General features: G+C 57.4%; 14 protein-coding genes and 1 pseudogene. 7 read left to right on the forward strand and 8 right to left on the reverse strand.

What is annotated here, in order from left to right; all coding sequences use genetic code 11:
• Positions 1–113 precede the first annotated feature (113 nt).
• Positions 114–1,652, reverse strand: a complete 1,539-nt coding sequence (gene nhaB / locus UTM25_RS01365; protein WP_194399502.1) for a Na(+)/H(+) antiporter NhaB — start codon at positions 1,650–1,652, stop codon at positions 114–116.
• A gap of 200 nt (positions 1,653–1,852) precedes the next feature.
• Between nhaB and fadR the strand changes: the two genes are divergently transcribed.
• Complete coding sequence (gene fadR / locus UTM25_RS01370; RefSeq protein ID WP_023312180.1) at positions 1,853–2,572, forward strand: fatty acid metabolism transcriptional regulator FadR; 720 nt, start codon at positions 1,853–1,855, stop codon at positions 2,570–2,572.
• Between the two features lie 44 nt (positions 2,573–2,616).
• On the opposite strand, the gene UTM25_RS01375 is transcribed toward fadR, so the two are convergent.
• Positions 2,617–4,149 (reverse strand): SpoVR family protein, encoded by a 1,533-nt coding sequence (locus tag UTM25_RS01375; protein WP_023293929.1) that lies wholly within the window; start codon positions 4,147–4,149, stop codon positions 2,617–2,619.
• A 321-nt stretch (positions 4,150–4,470) separates the two neighbouring features.
• On the opposite strand from UTM25_RS01375, the gene UTM25_RS01380 reads away from it, so the two are divergent.
• Positions 4,471–5,769 (forward strand): D-amino acid dehydrogenase, encoded by a 1,299-nt coding sequence (locus tag UTM25_RS01380; RefSeq protein ID WP_194399501.1) that lies wholly within the window; start codon positions 4,471–4,473, stop codon positions 5,767–5,769.
• Between the two features lie 9 nt (positions 5,770–5,778).
• On the forward strand, positions 5,779–6,849 hold the full coding sequence (gene dadX / locus UTM25_RS01385) for a catabolic alanine racemase DadX (protein ID WP_194399500.1): 1,071 nt from the start codon (positions 5,779–5,781) through the stop codon (positions 6,847–6,849).
• A 42-nt stretch (positions 6,850–6,891) separates the two neighbouring features.
• On the opposite strand, the pseudogene UTM25_RS01390 reads toward dadX, so the two are convergent.
• Positions 6,892–8,626 (reverse strand): annotated as a pseudogene (locus tag UTM25_RS01390) (potassium/proton antiporter).
• Between the two features lie 97 nt (positions 8,627–8,723).
• Positions 8,724–9,638: a muramoyltetrapeptide carboxypeptidase gene (gene ldcA / locus UTM25_RS01395; protein WP_194399498.1), complete on the reverse strand. Its 915-nt coding sequence runs from the start codon at positions 9,636–9,638 to the stop codon at positions 8,724–8,726.
• A gap of 106 nt (positions 9,639–9,744) precedes the next feature.
• On the opposite strand from ldcA, the gene emtA reads away from it, so the two are divergent.
• On the forward strand, positions 9,745–10,356 hold the full coding sequence (emtA, locus tag UTM25_RS01400; protein ID WP_023312175.1) for a membrane-bound lytic murein transglycosylase EmtA: 612 nt from the start codon (positions 9,745–9,747) through the stop codon (positions 10,354–10,356).
• Between the two features lie 37 nt (positions 10,357–10,393).
• Here the strand turns inward: emtA and ycgR are convergent, their stop codons facing one another.
• Entirely contained in the window at positions 10,394–11,125 is a 732-nt protein-coding gene (ycgR, locus tag UTM25_RS01405; RefSeq protein WP_320714171.1) for a flagellar brake protein YcgR, read from the reverse strand.
• Positions 11,126–11,333: 208 nt separating this feature from the next.
• On the opposite strand from ycgR, the gene UTM25_RS01410 reads away from it, so the two are divergent.
• Entirely contained in the window at positions 11,334–11,588 is a 255-nt protein-coding gene (locus tag UTM25_RS01410) for a GlsB/YeaQ/YmgE family stress response membrane protein (RefSeq protein ID WP_008502662.1), read from the forward strand.
• A gap of 112 nt (positions 11,589–11,700) precedes the next feature.
• Complete coding sequence (locus tag UTM25_RS01415; RefSeq protein WP_194399497.1) at positions 11,701–13,803, forward strand: TonB-dependent siderophore receptor; 2,103 nt, start codon at positions 11,701–11,703, stop codon at positions 13,801–13,803.
• Between the two features lie 62 nt (positions 13,804–13,865).
• Here UTM25_RS01415 and UTM25_RS01420 read toward each other — a convergent pair whose 3' ends face one another.
• Positions 13,866–15,551: an alpha,alpha-trehalase gene (locus UTM25_RS01420; protein WP_194399496.1), complete on the reverse strand. Its 1,686-nt coding sequence runs from the start codon at positions 15,549–15,551 to the stop codon at positions 13,866–13,868.
• A gap of 102 nt (positions 15,552–15,653) precedes the next feature.
• On the reverse strand, positions 15,654–16,610 hold the full coding sequence (locus UTM25_RS01425) for an AraC family transcriptional regulator (protein ID WP_194399495.1): 957 nt from the start codon (positions 16,608–16,610) through the stop codon (positions 15,654–15,656).
• 115 nt (positions 16,611–16,725) lie between these two features.
• On the opposite strand from UTM25_RS01425, the gene UTM25_RS01430 reads away from it, so the two are divergent.
• Positions 16,726–17,913, forward strand: coding sequence for an MFS transporter (locus UTM25_RS01430; RefSeq protein WP_033145809.1), 1,188 nt, complete (start codon positions 16,726–16,728; stop codon positions 17,911–17,913).
• Positions 17,914–17,960: 47 nt separating this feature from the next.
• Here UTM25_RS01430 and gap read toward each other — a convergent pair whose 3' ends face one another.
• Positions 17,961–18,971 (reverse strand): type I glyceraldehyde-3-phosphate dehydrogenase, encoded by a 1,011-nt coding sequence (gap, locus tag UTM25_RS01435; protein WP_194399494.1) that lies wholly within the window; start codon positions 18,969–18,971, stop codon positions 17,961–17,963.
• Between the last annotated feature and the right edge of the window lie 2 nt (positions 18,972–18,973).

The raw sequence follows: 18,973 nt of genomic DNA on the forward strand, positions 1-18,973 counted from the left end.
GCAGTGTAAACGAATTCGTTTTTCGCGCCACCTGTACCTGGCGAAATAAAACGTAATTGGATGTTTATCGTGCGAAAAGGCAAACGGGCAGCGAACTGCCCGAGATGCATAGTTTACTGCGCCGCAAGTATACCCGCTTGTACCAGCCATTGCGTACAGGGAATGAGGGTAATTTTGACGCAAAGCAATCCCACGATCGTGAGCACCAGCGTGTAGGGCAGCGCCATCCACACCATCCTGCCATAAGAAAGACGTATGAGCGGCGCGAGGGCGGAGGTCAGCAGGAACAGGAAGGCGGCCTGACCATTTGGCGTCGCCACCGACGGCAGGTTGGTACCGGTGTTGATCGCCACGGCCAGCAGCTCAAACTGTCCGGCGCTGATAACGCCTTGCTCCATGGCCGCTTTGGCCTCGTTGATGTAGACCGTCCCGACAAAGACGTTATCTGAGATCGACGAGAGCAGGCCGTTAAACAGGTAAAATAGCGAGAGCTGAGCATCCGGTGACGCCTGTAATACAAAGGCAATAATCGGCGCGAACAGGTGCTGGTCGATAATCACCGCCACGACGGCAAAGAACACCGCCAGCAGGGCGGTAAACGGCAGAGCTTCGGTAAACGCCTTGCCGATGGCATGTTCGTCCGTCACGCCGGTAAAGGTGGTGGCGAGAATAATGACTGACAGGCCAATCAGCCCCACTTCGGCAAGATGGAACGCCAGCGCCGCGATAAGCCAGACGCCAATGATCCCCTGAGCAATCAGTCGTAGCGTCTCCTGGCGCGTCCGCTGGCTTCGGCTCTGCACATCGAATTTATGCAGTTCCTGACGTACCGGCTCCGGGAGCTGCGCCCCGTACCCAAAGAGGCGAAACTTCTCCACCAGCAGACAGGTCGCCAGCCCGCAGATCAGCACCGGTACGCTCACCGGGGCCATTCTCAGGAAGAAATCACCGAAGTGCCAGCCCGCCGCTTTGGCAATGATCAGGTTTTGCGGCTCGCCCACCATGGTCATCACGCCGCCCAGGGCGGTACCGACGCCGGCATGCATCATCAGGCTGCGCAGGAAGGCGCGAAACTGTTCCAGTACCTCACGGTTATGTGCCTCGACGTGGCTGTCATCCTGTAAATCGTCACCCGGGCGAGAAGAGGCCACGCGGTGATAAATACCGTAAAACCCAACCGCTACGCTTATCACCACCGCGACGACCGTCAGCGCATCAAGGAAGGCCGACAGGAAGGCGGCGGCAAGGCAAAACGCCAGCGAGAGGAACATTTTCGACGGAATGCTGAGCAGCAGGCGCGTGAAGATGAACAGCAGCAGCTGTTTCATAAAGTAGATACCCGCCACCATAAAGATCAGCAGCAGAAGCACTTCGAGATTAGACGCCAGCTCTGCTTTGACATGCTCGGCGCTGGTCATACCGACGACGACGGCTTCAAACGCCAGCAATCCGCCCGGCAGCAGGGGATAACATTTCAGCGCCATGGCCAGGGTGAAGATAAACTCCGCCACCAGCAGCCAGCCGGCGATAAAGGGGTTAACGCTAAAAATGATGGGATTAACGACCAGGAAAACCAACAGTATCAGTTTATACCAGTCAGGAGACTGGCCTAAAAAATTGCGCCATAGTGCGCGCCCAAAAGAAATTTCCACAACAGACGTCCTTCCCGTCAAGTAAGACAAAACATCAGTATACGCAAAAATCACGGCCTGGAGGCGGATAAGGCTGCATTGTAAATTTCACAAAAATGAAACGGCGATCCCTCTTTTCTCTCGTTGCCGCGCTACCTGCTACTGCGTGCCTCTGGTATGATGAGTCCAATTTGCTAAAGCTGTGTAATGGAAATCTCACTATGGTCATTAAGGCGCAGAGCCCGGCGGGTTTCGCGGAAGAGTACATCATTGAAAGCATCTGGAATAATCGTTTCCCTGCGGGGTCCATTCTTCCGGCTGAACGCGAACTCTCTGAACTGATTGGCGTCACTCGCACCACGCTGCGTGAAGTGCTTCAGCGGCTGGCGCGCGATGGCTGGTTGACGATCCAGCACGGTAAGCCTACGAAAGTGAACAACTTCTGGGAAACGTCCGGGCTGAACATTCTTGAAACGCTGGCGCGTCTCGACCATGAAAGCGTGCCGCAGCTCATTGATAATTTGCTCTCCGTTCGCACCAACATCGCGACGATCTTTATTCGTACCGCTTTCCGTCAGCATCCGGAAGACGCCCTTGCGGTGCTGGCCACAGCGAACGAGGTGGAAGATCACGCCGATGCTTTTGCCACCCTCGATTACAACGTGTTTCGCGGCCTGGCGTTTGCCTCCGGCAACCCGGTGTATGGCCTGATCCTCAACGGTATGAAAGGGCTTTATACCCGCATTGGCCGCCACTACTTTGCCAATCCGGAAGCGCGTAGCCTGGCGCTGGGCTTCTACCATAAGCTGAGCAAGCTCTGTACCGAAGGTCTGCACGATCAGGTTTATGAGACGGTGCGCCGCTACGGTCACGATTCCGGTGAAATCTGGCACCGTATGCAGAAAACGCTGCCGGGTGATTTAGCGATTCAGACCCGCTAAAAGAAAAACCTCTCATACGAGAGGTTTTTTTTCGCCCGGTGGCGCTACAGCGTATTCAACCGCGCCGGGCAACGTTCCAGCAGCTCGACGCTCCCGTCTTCATTCTGCTGCTCCAGCTGCACGTCAAAGCCCCACAGGCGATGCACGTGCTTCAGCACCTCTTTACGCCCTTTATCCAGCGGCGCGCGATTGTGCGGAATATAGCGCAGCGTCAGGGAGCGGTCACCGCGCAAATCGACGTTCCATACCTGAATATTCGGCTCAAGATTGCTCAGGTTGTACTGGGAAGAGAGGCGAGAGCGGATCTCACGGTAACCCTCTTCGTTATGGATAGCGGATATCTCCAGATAGTTGTTGCGGTCATCGTCCAGCACGGTGAAGAAGCGGAAATCTCGCATGATCTTCGGCGACATAAACTGGCTGATGAAGCTCTCATCCTTAAAGTCGCGCATCGCAAAGTGCAGCGTTTCCAGCCAGTCAGAACCGGCGATATCCGGGAACCAGTACTTGTCTTCTTCCGTCGGCGACTGGCAGATGCGCTTAATATCCTGGAACATAGCGAAGCCAAGCGCATACGGGTTAATACCGCTGTACCACGGGCTGTTGTAGGGCGGCTGGAACACCACGTTGGTATGGCTGTGGAGGAATTCCATCATGAACCGCTCGGTCACTTTTCCCTCGTCGTACAGATGGTTAAGAATGGTGTAGTGCCAGAAGGTCGCCCAGCCTTCGTTCATGACCTGCGTCTGCTTTTGCGGGTAAAAATACTGGCTCACCTTGCGCACGATGCGCAGGATCTCACGCTGCCACGGCTCCAGCAGCGGGGCGTTCTTCTCCATAAAATAGAGCAGGTTTTCCTGCGGCTCGGACGGATAGCGACGCGCTTCGGCGATCGTTTTTTCCTCCTCACGCTTCGGCAGGGTACGCCACAGCATGTTCACCTGGCTTTGCAGGTACTCTTCGCGGCTTTTCTGCCGGGCTTTCTCCTCCTGCAGGGAGATTTTCTGCGGACGTTTGTAGCGGTCCACGCCGTAGTTCATCAGCGCGTGGCAGGAGTCGAGCAGTTTTTCCACTTCGTCCACGCCGTAGCGCTCTTCGCAGTCGGTAATGTATTTGCGGGCGAAGATCAGGTAATCGACGATGGAGCTGGCATCCGTCCAGCTGCGGAACAGGTAGTTATTCTTGAAAAATGAGTTGTGCCCGTAGCAGGCGTGCGCCATCACCAGCGCCTGCATGGTAATGGTGTTCTCTTCCATTAAATAGGCGATACACGGATTGGAGTTAATCACAATCTCATACGCCAGCCCCTGCTGGCCGTGCTTATACAGCCGTTCCGTTTCAATAAATTTTTTACCAAACGACCAGTGCGGATAGTTAATCGGCATCCCGACGCTGGAGTAGGCGTCCATCATCTGTTCGGACGTAATGACTTCAATCTGATGGGGATAGGTATCCAGACGATACAGTTTTGCGACCCGGTCGATTTCGGCGAGGTAAACATCCAGCAGCTCGAAGGTCCAGTCGGGTCCATCGCTCAGACGTGTGTTGTCCTTGTTCAGGGAATCAATAGTAGCCATTAGCGCGCCCTCGTTGTGGGTGCTCTCTCTGTCTGGAGAGCCTCCTTTCAAGCATAGATCAACGTGTTAAAAAGCGTGCTGGGGCAGAAATTTTTTCTTTGCGATTTCGCGTTTTTGATACGGCAAAAAAACGGTATGTCTCAGCATATTATGCTGGTTAAAAATAACGCGCAGCATGAGATCCCAAATTAGCACTATCCCCTGATGCTGGGGGATGTGTGAGGTAAGTCACCATAAAAAAGTCGTATGTTGAATAATATTTTCAACTAGGTTATCAATCTGTAATTAGAAGATTGTTCTTTTGCACATAATGGAGTGGCTATGCGTGTTGTCATACTGGGAAGTGGTGTCGTTGGGGTAACCAGCGCCTGGTATTTAAGTCAGGCGGGACATGACGTAACCGTTATCGATCGTGAATCTGGTCCGGCGCTTGAAACCAGCGCGGCGAACGCCGGGCAAATCTCTCCGGGGTATGCGGCGCCGTGGGCTGCGCCGGGCGTTCCGCTGAAAGCGATTAAATGGATGTTCCAGCGCCATGCGCCGCTGGCCATCAGCCTTGACGGCACGCAGTTCCAGCTGAAGTGGATGTGGCAGATGCTGCGCAACTGCGACACCCGCCACTACATGGAGAACAAAGGGCGCATGGTGCGCCTGGCGGAATACAGCCGCGACTGTCTGAAAGCGCTGCGCGCGTCGACGGGAATTGAGTACGAAGGCCGTCAGGGCGGGACGCTGCAGCTGTTCCGCACCGAGCAACAGTACGAGAATGCCACCCGCGATATCGCCGTGCTGGAAGATGCGGGCGTACCATACCAGCTCCTTGAAGCCAGCCAGCTTGGCCAGGTTGAACCGGCGCTGGCGGAAGTGGCGCACAAGCTGACCGGCGGCCTGCGCCTGCCGAATGACGAAACCGGCGACTGCCAGCTCTTTACGCAACGTCTGGCGCAAATGTGCGAGCAGGCGGGAGTGAAGTTCCGCTTTAATACTTCCGTCGACAAGCTGCTGTCGGAAGGGGAAAAAATTTACGGCGTGAAGTGCGGCGACGAGGTGATCAAAGCCGATGCCTACGTGATGGCGTTTGGTTCGTACTCCACCGCCATGCTGAAAGGCATTCTCGACATTCCGGTTTATCCGCTGAAGGGCTACTCGCTGACCATTCCGGTGAAAGAAGAGAGCGGCGCACCTGTCTCGACCATTCTGGATGAAACCTACAAAATCGCCATTACCCGCTTCGACAACCGCATTCGCGTGGGCGGCATGGCGGAAATTGTCGGCTTCAACACCGAGCTGCTGAAGCCGCGTCGTGAAACGCTGGAGATGGTCGTGGGGGATCTCTTCCCGCGCGGCGGTTTTGTTGAGCAGGCGACGTTCTGGACCGGCCTGCGTCCGATGACCCCGGACGGCACGCCGATCGTAGGCCGCACGCCGTTCAAAAACCTGTGGACCAATACCGGACACGGCACGCTCGGCTGGACGATGGCCTGCGGATCGGGTCAGCTGCTGAGCGACCTGATTTCCGGGCGCACGCCGGCAATTCCGTTTGACGATTTAAGCGCCGCGCGCTATCAATCGGGGTTTACGCCTTCGCGTCTACAGCACCTGCACGGCGCGCATAGCTAAGGAGTTGTCATGTCCCGTCCTGTTCTGGCCCAGCTGAACCTGCAGGCTCTGAAGGATAATCTGCAAATTGTTCGTCGGGCGGCACCGGGTTCGCGCGTCTGGTCGGTGGTGAAAGCGAACGCCTACGGCCACGGTATCGATCGTATCTGGAGCGCGCTGAGCGCGACCGACGGTTTTGCGCTACTGAATCTGGAAGAGGCCATTCTGCTGCGCGAGCGCGGCTGGAAAGGGCCGATTCTACTGCTGGAAGGCTTCTTCCACGCGGAAGATCTGCCGCTGCTGGACAAGTACCGGCTGACCACCAGCGTTCACAGCAACTGGCAGATTAAGGCGATCCAGGATGCGAAGCTCCATGCTCCGCTGGATATCTACCTCAAGGTGAACAGCGGCATGAACCGCCTGGGCTTTCAGCCTGAGCGGGTGCATACGGTCTGGCAGCAGCTACGCGCCATGAAAAACGTGGGCGAAATGACGCTGATGGCGCATTTTGCCGACGCGGAAAAACCCGACGGTATTGCCGATGCCATGGTCCGCATTGAGCAGGCGGCAGAAGGGCTGGATTGCCCGCGCTCGCTGTCGAACTCGGCGGCCACGCTGTGGCATCCCGAGGCGCACTATAACTGGGTGCGTCCGGGGATCGTTCTGTACGGTGCGTCTCCCTCTGGTCAGTGGCAGGATATCGCCAACAGCGGCCTCAAGCCGGTCATGACCCTGCGCAGTGAAATCATCGGCGTGCAGACGCTGAAGGCCGGGGACACGGTGGGCTACGGTAGCCGCTACCGGGCAAAAGGCGAGCAGCGGATTGGCATCGTGGCGGGCGGTTATGCCGACGGCTACCCGCGCATCGCGCCGACCGGCACGCCGGTCTGGGTCGATGGGGTTCGCACGGGAACGGTGGGCACCGTATCTATGGATATGCTGGCCGTTGACCTGACGCCATGCCCGCAGGCGGGCATTGGCTCACCCGTCGAGCTGTGGGGTAACGAAATCAAAATTGATGACGTGGCTACCGCGGCGGGCACGGTGGGGTATGAATTGATGTGCGCGCTGGCACCAAGAGTGCCGGTTGTGACGGTGTAACCTATCTTCGCCGGGTAAGCGTTAGCGCCACCCGGCAAAAAACTACTCCGCTTCCTCTTCCATCGGCCTTAAACCGACTTTCCGCACCGCGTTATCTTCTTTTTCGGCAACGGTCCAGATCATCCCGGCAAACTCTACCTGATCCCCCACGACCGGGGCAGCGCCAAGCCGCTGCTGGATGATTTCGCCCAGCGTTTGCGGGTTATCACCGTCTTCAGCACCTTCATCCAGGCCGTAAATCAGCGCCACATCCGCAAATTTGGCGCTGGCTTCCAGAATAAAATCGCCTCCGGAAGCGCTGGTCCAGCGCTACCGGAGGCGACTGGCTGAACAGCTTGCCCAGCGCGGGCAGGTCGCGCTCGCGACCAATCACGCAGAGAATATCCCCCTCGCGCAGGCGGGTGCTGCCGGTAGGGTGCAGCAGGACATTATCGCGGAACAGGGCGGCAATGCGCGTTTCGGTCGGCATGTGTAAATCGCGCAGCGAGGCTCCCACGCACCATTTGTCGGCGCTTAGCTGATAGACGAACTGTTCCCACGGGTTCTCCGGATGAATATCGAGCCCCACGCGGGAGACCGGCCAGCCCACGGGCGGGACCACCACTTTGGCTTTTTTTGCCGCCCACCCGAGCGAGGTTCCCTGGAACAGCAGGGAAATCAGCACCACGAAGAACGCCACGTTAAAGAACAGCCGCGCGTTATCCAGACCGGCCATCATCGGGAACACCGCAAGGATAATCGGCACCGCGCCGCGCAGGCCCACCCAGCTGATAAAGACCCGCTCGCGCAGGTTGAAGCCGCGAAACGGCAGCAGGCCTGCAAATACTGACAGCGGACGGGCGAAGAAGATCATCCACGCGGACAGCAGCAGCGCCGGAACGGCGATCGGCAGCAGGTCCGATGGCGTAACCAGCAGGCCCAGCACCAGAAACATGCCGATTTGCGCCAGCCACGCCAGACCGTCGAAGTTCTGCAAAATGGCATGGCGGTTGCGAATAGGGCGGTTGCCCATCAGGAACCCGCAGAGATAGACCGCTAGAATACCGCTGCCGTCCACTGCCGTGGTAACGGCAAAAATAAGAATGCCGCCGCTCAGCGCCAGCAGAGGGTAAAGCCCCAGAGGAAGCGATATACGGTTGATCGTCTGCTGTAGCAGATAGCCCCCCGCCAGGCCGATGACGATCCCCAGGCCGAACTGCTGCAGGATATGTAACGCAAACATCCAGCTCAGCCCGCTTTCATGCTGCTGAATCATCTCGATAAGCGTAATGGTGAGAAATACCGCCATCGGATCGTTACTGCCGGATTCAATCTCAAGCGTGGAGCCAACGCGTTCGTTAAGCCCTTTTCCGCCGAGCAGGGAAAATACCGCTGCCGCATCGGTTGAGCCCACAATGGCGCCAATCAGCAAACCTTCCATGATATTGAGATGGAAAAGCCACGCGGCCATCATTCCGGTGAGGCCTGAGGTAATCAACACGCCGACCGTGGCGAGCGACAGCGCAGGCCCTAAGGCCACGCGGAAGGAGCTCGCCTGGGTGCGCATCCCGCCGTCCAGCAGGATCACCGCCAGCGCGAGGTTACTCACCATGTAGGCGAAAGGGTAGTTATCGAATGGGATACCGCCAATGCCATCAATGCCGGCCAGCATGCCGATGGCGAGGAAAATGACAAGAATAGGTATGCCGAGACGCGATGAAAATGAACTTAATAAAATACTGCTGGTTACAAGGACGGAACCCAAAATGAAAAGGCTGATTATCGCTGCGGCATCCAATGTTCTCTTACTCCCACCTCAATGTTAACGCTGTTACTAAAACCCTAACATATTAACAACGGCAACAGCGTTTTATTAAGGGGGTATAACGGCTTTTTTATGCCTTTATGACAGGATGACCGCTGATGGTCAGCCGACTGCCGGAATCATTGTGGATCAGGGTGGCGTGCGCCCCCAGCGCCAGGGTCACGGTTTGCTGCTCGTGGCCGAAATCGAGACCGGTGATGACCGGAATATCCAGCCGCGAGCGAACGAAGTCGACCATGGTCTCAAGGGAGTAACCCGCGTCATAGTCATTTGGGGCAGAGCCGCTGAAGCTGCCCAGCACAACCGCGGACTGGCGTTCAAGAATACCGGCATGATAAAGCTGCAATAGCATGCGCTCGACGCGGAACGGATGTTCATTGATATCTTCCAGCACCAGAATGCCGTCCTCGATTTGCGGCATCCACGGGGTGCCGATGAGCGAGACCAGCATCGCCAGGTTGCCGCCCCAGAGCTGGCCTTCACATTCCCAGTGCGGTCCATTACCTTGCCACTCCACGCTGTAGGTGGAATTGCGCAGCGCGCGCCAGAAATGTTCCACGGTAAACGCATCCAGCTCCGGTGCGCCGAAGTTGCCGGCCAGCATCGGACCGCTGAAGGTGATGACGTTATGCAGGGCCAGCAGCCCGAGCTGGATGACGGTGAAATCGCTGTGGCCGCAGATCAGCAGCGGATCCTGCTGCTGGCGCAGCGCCAGCCCCTGCCAGTCAATGCTCTCCAGCAGCCGGCTCGCACCGTATCCGCCGCGCACCGCAAGCACAATCCGGTTTTCGCCGGTCAGTCTAACCAGACTATTGATATCATTCAGCCTTTGCGCTTCGCTACCGGCAAAACGCTGCTGGCGGCGGGGGATAATCGTCTGATTTTCTACCTGATGGCCAGATTCCAGCAAACGCTGAACGCCCCGCTGCGCCGCATCCTGGTTAATGCAGTAGCCCGACGGCGCGATAAGATGAAACTGAGACATGGCAATTCCTTGCTGAATGAGAAACTAATTGTCTATATCATGCCGCTTATACGCTGCCTGCTTCAAGAGCGGCGCACCGCGATGACCGGCTATAAGGATAGATGACGTGAAATTGAGATGGTTTGCTTTTTTGATTGTGTTGCTCGCTGGCTGTAGTTCAAAACATGATTATCAAAACCCGCCCTGGAACCCGGAAGTGCCGGTGAAACGGGCCATGCAGTGGATGCCGATCAGTGAGCAAGCCGGGAAGGCCTGGGGCGTCAGCCCGCGTCTCATCACGGCGATCATTGCGGTGGAGTCCGGCGGTAATCCCACGCTTGTCAGCAAATCCAACGCGGTGGGGCTGATGCAGCTTAAAGCGTCAACGGCGGGGAGAGAGGTTTATCGCTACATGGGCTGGAGCGGCCAGCCGTCGACCAGCGAGCTGAAGAACCCGGAACGCAACATTTCAATGGGCACGGCCTATCTGAGCATTATGGAGCATGGCGTGCTGAAAGGGATTAAGGATCCAGAGGTGATGCAGTACGCGCTGGTGGTGTCTTACGTTAACGGTGCCGGCGCGTTGCTCAGAACCTTCTCCTCTGACCGCAAAGAGGCGATAGAAGAGATTAACGACATGGACAAAGACGAATTCTTTGAACATGTGGCGAAAAATCACCCGGCACCACAGGCGCCTCGTTATATCTGGAAAGTACAGAAAGCGATGGATGCCATGTAATGCCGCAGACGGGCGGCGGTCACGCTGCCCGATTTCTTCACAGAACTTTATTTGCGCGTTCCCGCGCCTCCCGCTCCAGGGAATAGATAATACGCTGAAGCTCACGCTCTGCGCCGGGCCCGACGTTCAGGAAACGGAAGCTCAGACGCGGCGTGGTGATGGTTTCATTTTTGCTGTCCACGACGGTAAGGTCGCTGATGGCAATCAGCTGCGCATCGAAATAAAAGCGACCCCAGCCACCCATATCCAGTTCAATTTGCGTAAACCGCATGCCCTCTACCAGCCCGTCCGGTTTCGGCGTATCCATCAGCGCACCCATGCCGCCCAGCGACAGGTCGAAGAGGCGGAAGCGGATCTCTTTTTTGTCCGGCATTTTGGCCTTACAAAAATAGGCGGGATGGAGCGGGGCGCTGATGCGGAAATATTCACGGCGCTGAACAAACCAGAGATTGGTCGGAAGCGGGGTAACAAAAGCCGGCAGTCCCTGGTATTCGCTCAGTTCCAGCCGCGACAGGACAAACTCCACTTTGGCGCCCTGCGTTTCGGCCATCACCGCGATATTCTCCGCTTTCAGCGCCGCGCGGTTTTCATACTCCTGACTGCCTAAATCAATCACCAGCCGCTCCTGCGAGGCGTCAAGGATCTTGCTGATGAACTGATTATTCGACCAGCTGATGCGCAGCGGCACTTCACCTTTTTGCAGGTCGCGTAATACCCCTAATACAGCCAGCGGATTTTGCTTGAGGAACTGCTCACTGTAATGACTCACGCCGGATGGCTCCTTGATTGATGACAGACTGTCTTAGCGTTATCGGCAATCTGCAATGAAACTTAATACAAACCGGTGAGTTTTTTTTACCTGTTTAGGCAAAGATAAGTCGGTGAGATGAAAATGGTTTTCCGGTGATGACCTATACTTAAGTTAGCTGTGCAGAAGGTTTTCTGCGCACGCGTTAAACCTGTAAGAGGGCATCGCTATGGGTATCATCGCCTGGATTATCTTTGGTCTTATTGCTGGCGCTATCGCTAAACTGATCATGCCGGGAAACGATGGTGGCGGCTTTATTTTGACCTGTGTACTCGGGGTCGTTGGTGCGGTTGTGGGCGGCTGGCTGGCGACGATGTTTGGTTTTGGAGGCAACATAAGTGGTTTCGACCTGCACAGTTTTCTGGTCGCTGTCGTGGGTGCCATTGTGGTGCTGGGCATATTCAGGTTACTGCGACGAGCATAAATTGACATGAACGGCTCTCTGCGGAGGGCCGTTTTTTTGCCTGAGTATTGATTTGTTAATCTAAATGATAATAATTGTCGTTCTGTATTACATCTGACAACAAGACGACATTATGAATACCTCACGTTTTACGCTTTGCGCCCTGGCAGGGGCCGTCACGCTGGCATTGCAGGTCCCGGCGTTCGCCGAAGAATCCACCATTGTCGTCACGGGATCAGATCAGGGCAGCGCGCTGCCGGCCTGGACGAACAGCGCCACGAAATCGGCCGTTGCCGAAAGTAAAACGCCGCAGGTCATCACGACCCTCTCAGCGCCGGAAATTGAAAAGCGTCACGCGAATTCGGTGAATGAAATCCTGCGCTATGCCCCGGGCGTCTCAACCGAGGTGCGGGGGAATACCTCCTACATGAGCGAATATAAAATTCGTGGCTTTACCGTCGACCAGGAGTTCTACAACGGGCTGCAGCTCCCCTACAACGTCACCGGCAATACCAAAGCGCGTATCGATCCGCTGCTAATTGACAGCGTTGATATCCTGAAAGGCCCCTCATCGGTCCTTTACGGCGGCGGTTCGCCGGGCGGGCTGGTGAATATTCAAAGTAAAAAACCGCAGCGGGAAGCCCGAACTGAAATCGGCATTAACACCGGAAACCGTAATCTGAAAGAGGGCTATCTCGATTCAACCGGGCAGATTGCCGACAGCGACTGGAACTACCGTCTGCTGGGCAAAGCCACGGAAAACGACGATCAGCCGCACACCACCCGGTATGAAAACTACCTGGTTGCTCCGTCCGTCACCTGGCAGCCCGACAACAAAACCCGCCTCACCCTGGACGCGCTGGCGCAAAACACCCCGAGCCTGACGCCGTCTAACCCGCTGCCGCTCGCCTACCTGCGCTCGAAATATGCGGGCAAGCGCGATTATGCCGGGGACGAATGGAGCGGGTTTAAGCAGCGTCAGTGGATGCTGGGCTACAGCTTTGAACATGAATTCGACAGCGGCTGGGGCTTTAACCAGAAGGCGCGCTATTTCGACGTCGATACCCACCAGCGCAGCGTCTACGCGACAGGGACGGGAAGCGAGGCGTATCAGCTCAACCGCTTTGCCTACACCACCGATGAAGACCTTAAGAGCTTCAACATCGACAACCAGGTGACTAAAACCGTTGCCCTGGGCGACTGGAAACACCACCTGCTGGCCGGGTTTGACTATCAGAAGCTGAACTCCCATTTCCACTATCGCTACGCGTCAGCCACGCCGGGCATCGATATGCAGCATCCTGACTATTCGCAGATCCAGGAAAGCGCGCTGGGGCTCTATACTGCCCAGAAAAACCGTCTCAGCTATCAGCAGAACGGCTATTACTTACAGGATCAGGTAGAGTTTGGCGGCCTCAACCTGCTGGGCAGCCTGCGCTACGACGATTACCGCTCCGTTACCACCAACTACCTGCAAAACGGTGATAAAGCCTGGGTATCGCAGGATCGCGTCACCAAACGCCTGGGCGCGCTTTACGCCTTCGATAACGGGATTTCGCCGTTTATCAGCTATTCAGAAGGTTTTGCGCCGGTGTCACCGCAGGGTACGCTCGTGGCGAAAGACGTCAAACCGACTACCAGCAAACAGGTGGAAGGCGGGGTGAAATATCTGCTGGCCGACTACGCCACCACCTTTACCGCCTCGGTGTTTAACATCCGTCAGAAAAATGTCGTCACCTCCGATCCGGGCTTCCTGAACTATCGTCAGACCGGGGAAGTGGAATCCAAAGGGGCAGAGCTCTCCGCCATCAGCCGTCCGACGGACAACCTGACGCTGATTGCCAACTATGCGTACACCCACGCGATCAACCGGGAAGATGACAAGTACAAAGGTAAACGTCCAACGCAGGTCCCGGAGAATGCCTTTAACCTCTGGGGGGATTACACCTTTGACAACTCGCCGCTGAAAGGACTGATGCTTGGAGCGGGCGCACGCTACACCGGGCCGATGGAAATCTCTCCGGCAAACGATACGGGTAAACTGGGCGGCACCACGCAGTACGATCTGGCGGCCTCGTACCGGATGGGCGAAATCCTGCCCTCGCTGGCAGGGCTAACGCTCAAAGCCAGCGCGCAGAACATCACCAACAAAGAAACGCTGACCTGCTACGATGCGACCAACTGCTGGATTGGGCGTGACAGGACGTATCAGTTAGGGGCGAGTTACAGTTTCTGAGTAATTCCCTGTGAGTTCAAAATGTAGGCCGGGTAAGGCGTAGCCGCCACCCGGCAATACCCTCACTGCGCCGCAGCTTTCACCGGCGCAGCCTCCTCATTTGCCGCAGGCTGATTCTCCGGCACGCTGTCGCAAGGTTTTGCTTTCGGACAGACCCGATCCAGCATTTTCAGCGTCACGCCGTTGCTCCAGCCGAAGCCGTCCTGCAGCGGATATTCACCGCCGCCGCCGCCCGTACCGGTTGTCGACACGTCATACTTCTCGACCAGTTTCTTTTCGCGGTCGTAAGTATGCTGAACGTTCTTCAGGAAGCGCCAGGTCACGTCCATTGAGACCTTCTCCTGTCCGTAATTCTGCAGCCCTTCCGCGGCCACCCACTGCAGCGGGGCCCAGCCGTTTGGCGCATCCCACTGCTGGCCGCTATTGACGGTGGTGGTCGCAATACCGCCCGGTTTCAACAGGCGCGATGAAGTTGCCGCGGCGACTTTATCGGCCCGATCCTGCGCCGCCGCCTTCACGTAAAGCGGGAACAGGGCTGCCGCCGTGAGCTGATTGCGTACCTTCTTGCTTTTCAGATCGTAATCCGCGTACCAGCCCTCTTTATCATTCCACAGGTGGTTCTCGATGGCTTTCTGACGCGCCGTCGCCAGCGCCTCGTATTTGCTTGCGCTGGCGGCGTCGCCACTCTCCTGGCTTGCCCGCGCCAGCAGTTTTTCCATCTTGTACATCAGGGCGTTCAGGTCCACGGGGACAATGCTGGTGGTTCGGATGGTGCCGAGCTTTTGCGGATCGTCCATCCAGCGGGAGCTAAAGTCCCAGCCCGAGGCCGCAGCGGAACGCAAATCACGGTAGATCTCGGTCGCAGACCGGTTAGGATTACTTTTGGCGGTATTCACGTCATCAAGCCAGGACTCCGGGCGCGGGGTGTCGCGGTCGTCCCAGTAGCGGTTGAGGATGGCGCCGTCGTCCAGTTTTACCACGCGTTTGTTAGCCTGCCCCGGCTGAAGGGCGTCGACGCCGTCCATCCAGTAGGCATACTCTTTCTCCATCTGCGGGCGGTACTTCTTCAGCGCATCGCTGTCGTGGGTCGCCAGCAATTCAACCATCATTGAGAAAAACGGCGGCTGGGAGCGGCTCAGGTAATAGCTGCGGTTGCCGTTGGGAATGTGGCCGAAGGTGTCAATCTCATACGCAAAGTTATCCACCATGTCGCTAATTTTGTCCCAATGATCGCTCTCTGCCAGGCCCAGCATGGTGAAATAGCTGTCCCAGTAGTAGACCTCGCGGAAACGTCCGCCGGGCACAACGTAAGGTTTGGGTAACGGCAGCAGGGAATCCCATTTGTTGCTGGCTTTATCCGTGGTGCGCGTCAGCACGGGCCAGAGATCGTCAATGTGCTCACGTAAACTTTGTCCAGCAGGCGGAACATATTTTTCCCCTTCTGCAGGGAGCGTAAAGTTCATCTCGACAAAGTGGCGTAAGTCAAAGCTGGACTGCGTGTGCTGCATCCGGTAATCCGCCAGAATCATCAGCGGGTCGCTTTTGGGGACGGCATCCGCGAAGGTTTTCTGATCGGGAAACAGTTTGGCGCTTTGCACATCGTTAAACAGCGGGCCCAGCAAAATATCGGGTGAGGTTGTCTGGGTTGCGGGGCTATCGTCGGCATAACCGCAAGTCGTGACGCCGAGCAGCGCGCCTCCTAACGCAAGGGGCAAGAATGCGGGGCGTAGTGTACGAGGTCTTATCATCAGTTCGTCTCCTGTCTTCACTAAACAGCGTGACCGCTGTTGTCAATCACCTGAAAACCTTAGACGAATATTGCTCGCTTCGCGTTAATAATTGCCTGCCCGTCAGACCTCTTCCGGCGTCTGGCTGGCTTCCCGCAGCGTGCCCGGCGCATGTCCTATGATGCGCTTAAATGCCCGGCTAAATGCCGCCAGAGAGCCGTACCCCAGCCGCAGCGCGACGGTTTCAATCGGCTGATTTTCGTGGCGAATGTACTGGATGGCCAGGCGCATTCTCAGCTCGCTGAGATATTTTGCCGGGGTGGTTCCCGTCGCGGCCAGAAACCGTTCGGCGAACACGGAACGGGACGTGCCCGCTTCTTTTGCCAGGTCCGCCACGCTCCAGCTCAGGCCGGGCTGCTGGTGCATGGCGTAAATGGCCCGGCTCAGGCGCGGGTCGCGCAGAACCTGCACCCAGCCGGTGGCTTTACCACACCCGCCTTCAACCCAGCCGCGCACGATTAACGCCGCCACCACGTCGGCCAGACGCGCAAGGATCCCGGCGTACCCGGCCTGACGCGACACGGATTCCCGCTCCATCGCCGCCAGCAGCGGGTGGATCTCCGGCCAGGTGGACATCAGCCGGCTGACCATCATCACTTCCGGCATCGCCTTGATCAGCGGCTGCATCCCGCCCAGCTCAAAATCCATGCACCCGCTAAAGATGATGGTGTTCTCGCTCTCCGGGCAGGGCTCGCAGGTGATGGCACACACCGAGCTGCAGATAGGCTCGCTGGGAAAGTCGCTGACAGGGGTAATGGTGGCCCGCTCGTCGGAGAGCAGGGCATGGGAATTGCCGCCTGGAATAAAGAGGGCGTCTCCGCTGCTCAGCTGAAAGGCCGCACCGCTCTCCATCCGCAGCAGGGCGCTACCGTGGCTCACAAAATGAAACTGCGCCCTACCGGGCGCCTGATGGAAGGCGACGCCAAACGGCGCGCTGGCCTGGATCCGCCGGTATTTCACCCCTGACAGACGCATGCCGCGTAAAAGTTCGCTGATCAGATCGGGTGACTGTACGGTCATGGCGCAACTCCGGACGAATAATCAATAAGTGGAGATTATATGTCATAGATCGTCCAGGGTGAACCTTCTATGCTTTTGCGACAGTTGTCACATTTTTATAACGGGAGAAAAACAGATGAATTCATGTGTCGCGGCGAGCGAGGCGGTAGCGCCTGCAAAACCCGCCTGGCGGGCCGTCTATTCACTGGGGCTCGGGGTGTTTGGTTTGATTACGGCAGAATTTCTGCCCGCCAGCCTGTTAACGCCGATGGCCGCGAGCCTGGGGGTGAGTGAGGGAATGGCCGGACAGGCCGTCACCGCCACCGCGCTGGTGGCGCTGGTAACCGGACTGCTGATTACGCCGGCGACTAAAAGCATCGATCGCCGCTGGGTGCTGATGTTTTTCTCGGTGCTGCAAATTATCTCCAGCCTGCTGGTAGCCTTTGCGCCCAATCTGCACGTCCTGCTGATGGGCCGCCTGCTGCTGGGGATCGCCATCGGGGGATTCTGGGCGATGTCGACGGCGACCACGATGCGTCTGGTTCCGGCAGATAAAGTGCCGAAGGCGCTGGCGGTGATCTTCTCCAGCGTATCGATTGCCACGGTGGTCGCGGCGCCGCTCGGCAGCTATCTGGGCAGCCTGATCGGCTGGCGCAACGTCTTTGTTCTCTGCATTCTGCCGAGCATGCTGGCGCTGCTGTGGCAGCTTTGGGTCCTGCCGTCCATGAAGCCGGAGAGCAGTGGCAGCCTGAGTACGCTGTTCCGCGTGCTGCGTCGTCCAGGGATGATCGGCGGCATGCTGGCGACCATCCTGATCTTCAGCGGTCATTTCGCCTTCTTTACCTACCTGCGCCCGTTCCTGGAAACGGTGGGGCAGGCGAGCGTTGAGACCATTTCGCTGATCCTGCTGGGCTTTGGGCTTGCCAACTTTGTCGGCACCTCCGTTGCCGGGCATCTGCTGGCACGAAATCTGCGCCTGACGCTGGCGCTGGTGCCGTTTGCAATGGGCGTTCTTGCGCTCACGATGGTGGCGTTTGGTCATCTGGCGATGCTGGATGGGTTCCTGGTCGCGCTGTGGGGCTTTGCATTTGGTCTGGTTCCGGTGGGCTGGTCAACCTGGCTTGCTACCACCGTTCCGGATGAAGCCGAAAGTGCAGGCGGGCTGCTGGTGGCCTCAATTCAGCTGGCAATCAGTGCCGGTGCGGCCGGGGGCGGGGCGGTATTTGATCTCAACGGTGCCAGCGGCGTATTCGCGGGCAGCGGTCTTTTACTGGTAACGGCGATGGTGATTGTGTTTATGGGAGTAAAAGTGAAGGCGGAGTGAATTATTTGCCGGGTGAGCGCAAGCGCCACCCGGCATAACGGTAAGACTTACAGACCTTTCTTATCCATCCACACCGCCAGATCAACCAGGCGGTTAGAGAAGCCCCACTCGTTGTCGTACCACGCCAGGATCTTCACCATGTTCCCGCCAATCACCAGCGTGGAAAGCCCGTCGATAATTGAGGAGCGTGGGTCGCCCTGGTAATCGCTGGAGACCAGCGGTTCATCGCTATAGCCCAAAATACCTTTCAGTGGCCCGCTGGCGGCCGCGTTGCGGAACGCCTCGTTCACCTCTTCGGCGGTTACGTTACGGCTCAGCGTTACCGTTAAATCTACAATCGACACCACCGGCACCGGCACGCGCAGGGAGTACCCGGTCAGTTTGCCGTCAAGGGATGGGATCACTTTCCCCAGCGCTTTTGCCGCGCCGCTTGAGTAAGGCACAATCGACAGCGCCGCCGCGCGCGCGCCGCGCAGGTCTTTCTCCGGCTGATCGTGCAGCGCCTGGCTGTTGGTGTAGGCATGCGTGGTGTTCATCAGGCCATGCTCAATCCCGAACTGCTGATGCAGCACCTGAGCGGCCGGCGCCAGGCCGTTCGTGGTGCAGCTCCCGTTACTCACCACCGCGTGACGGGCAGGATCGTACTGCTCGTGATTAACCCCGATCACAATCGTCAGGTCGTCGTTTTTTCCTGGGGCGGAAATGATGACGCGCTTAGCGCCGCCGTGGGTGATATGCACCGCCGCTTTTTCCCGCTCGGTAAAGAAGCCGGTGGCCTCAATCACCACGTCAACGCCGACGTCGCGCCACGGGATATTCGCCGGATCGCGTTCGCTAAATACGGTGATCCGCTGCCCGTCTACCTGCAGCGCGCCGTCTGCCGCTTCAACGGGCGCGGGAAGCGTGCCCAGAAGGGAATCATGTTTCAGCAGGTGGGCGAGGGTTTTACTGTCCGTCAGATCGTTAATGGCCACAATCTGCAGATCCGGGTTGCCCAGCGCCGCGCGCAGGAAATTACGTCCGATACGGCCGAAACCGTTAATACCGACCTTAACCATGG

This window comes from Enterobacter sp. 61D5, from assembly GCF_034107965.1.
GTDB classification, from domain to species: Bacteria; Pseudomonadota; Gammaproteobacteria; order Enterobacterales; family Enterobacteriaceae; genus Enterobacter; species Enterobacter cloacae_M.